Source organism: uncultured Thiocystis sp. (genome assembly GCF_903866365.1).
Lineage (GTDB): Bacteria > Pseudomonadota > Gammaproteobacteria > Chromatiales > Chromatiaceae > Chromatium.
Genome location: NZ_CAIPNF010000009.1, coordinates 1 through 1,854, shown reverse-complemented (window position 1 = coordinate 1,854; position 1,854 = coordinate 1). Strand labels below are relative to the sequence as shown.

At 63.1% G+C, this 1,854-nt stretch carries 1 protein-coding gene and 2 pseudogenes; all 3 read right to left on the bottom strand.

Annotation, left to right across the window (positions count from 1 at the left end; all coding sequences use genetic code 11):
• Positions 1 to 270, bottom strand: a pseudogene (locus QZY07_RS00280) (IS5/IS1182 family transposase); the annotation flags it as partial.
• 86 nt (positions 271 to 356) lie between these two features.
• Positions 357 to 1,448, bottom strand: a complete 1,092-nt coding sequence (gene ychF / locus QZY07_RS00275; protein WP_295398837.1) for a redox-regulated ATPase YchF — start codon at positions 1,446 to 1,448, stop codon at positions 357 to 359.
• An 82-nt stretch (positions 1,449 to 1,530) separates the two neighbouring features.
• Positions 1,531 to 1,854 (bottom strand): annotated as a pseudogene (locus tag QZY07_RS00270) (hypothetical protein); the annotation flags it as partial.

Here is a 1,854-nt window from a genome sequence, read left to right as displayed (position 1 = left end):
GGGTGCCGGTTGCAGGCAATGAAGCGAAACGCCAACGCATCGTCGGTGGCCCGCTCGATCTGGCGGCTGGAGAAACACCCGGTGGCGTCGCCATCGAGCAGCAACGCCAACCGCAGGGCCGGATGCTAGGCCCTGCTTCCGGTACCGGCAGACGCCTGCTTCCACCACCTCGACGAGGTCGCGTGCCAGGTGGCCCTTGGACAGCCAGTCCTGCACCGACAGGGGCAGGAGCAAATCAGTCTCACGGTCGATCGGGTGGAAGCGGCGCATTGGCAGTGGCACTCCGGCCATCGGGGTTGTTCCGGACAGTGTCCCGGAACACCAGCCGCGACGGGGCGCCGAAGTCCGACAGGCGGCTAGACGTTGAACCGGAAGTGGACGATGTCGCCGTCCTTGACCACATATTCCTTGCCTTCCGAACGGAGCTTCCCCGCCTCTTTCGCGCCCTGCTCGCCCTTAAAGGCGACGAAGTCGTCATAGGCGATGACCTCGGCGCGGATGAAGCCGCGTTCGAAATCGGTATGGATCACGGCGGCGGCCTTGGGTGCCTTGGCGTTTTTGGGGATGGTCCAGGCGCGGACTTCCTTGGGGCCGGAGGTGAAATAGGTGTCGAGTCCCAGTAGGCGATAACCGGCGCGCACGACACGGTTCAGCCCCGGTTCGTCGAGTCCCAGGTCGGCCAGGAACTCATTGCGCTCGCTCTCTTCGAGTTCGACGATCTCCGCCTCGATAGCGGCGCAGACGGCCACCGCCTCGGCCCCTTCCTCGGCGGCAAGCGCGACCACTTTGTCGAGCAGCGGATTGTCGACGAAGCCGTCCTCGGCCACGTTGGCGATGTACATGGTGGGCTTGGCCGTCAGCAGGAACAGATCCCGCAATTCCAGCAGTTCGTCTTCGTTAAAACCCAGCGCGCGCACCGGCTTTCCGGCATCCAACTGGTCGCGCGCCTGTTCCAGCAGCGCCTTGCGGGCAAGGATCTTTTTATCGCCCGTGCGGGCCGCGCGCTCGGCGCGATCGAGCGCCCGCTCGACCGACTCCAGATCGGCCAGCGCCAGCTCGGTGTTGATGACCTCGATATCGTCCAGCGGATCGATCCGCCCGGCGACGTGCACCACATCGTCGTCCTCGAAGCAGCGCACGACATGCGCGATGGCGTCGGTCTCGCGGATATTGGCCAGGAATTTGTTGCCGAGTCCCTCGCCCTTGGAGGCGCCCGCGACCAGCCCGGCGATGTCGACGAACTGCATGGTGGTGGGGATGATCTTCTGCGGCCTGGTGATGGCGGCGATGACATCGAGACGCGGATCGGGCAGCGGCACCACGCCGACGTTCGGATCGATGGTGCAAAAGGGGTAGTTTTCAGCCGCGATCGTGGCCTTGGTCAGGGCATTGAAAAGGGTCGATTTGCCGACATTGGGCAGGCCGACGATGCCGCATTTGAATCCCATGACGAAAGTCCGCTCGGAAAATCCGATCATCTTACAGGATTCGCGCGAAGGAATGCCAGACGCGAATCCTGATGAAGCAATTCTAAATTTGCCCCTGCTTCCCGCCCGCGCGGCGTGCGGGTGGTGGCCGCGCTGGCTCAAGTGCCTCCAGCATGAAATCAAACAGGTGCTCCCAGGAGTCGAAGGGCAGGTACCGGTACTGGATCAGTGCACGCAGATGCTCGAAGAACGTGCGACGCGACGGCAGTTGACGGCGCACCGCCTGGTAGCCGGGATGGAGTCGGTCAAGCACAGTATGGACGAGGAACACCAACAGGATCAGGCTCGCGAACAGGGCGGCCAGATGCTGCTGGCCATGACCATCATTGTGTTCGAAAGGATATCCCTTGGTCTTGAGGGTATTGTT

Bases quoted from the DNA above. Each gene is read 5' to 3' on its own strand.
- ychF (WP_295398837.1), bottom strand. From the start codon at position 1,448: ATGGGATTCAAATGCGGCATCGTCGGCCTGCCCAATGTCGGCAAATCG.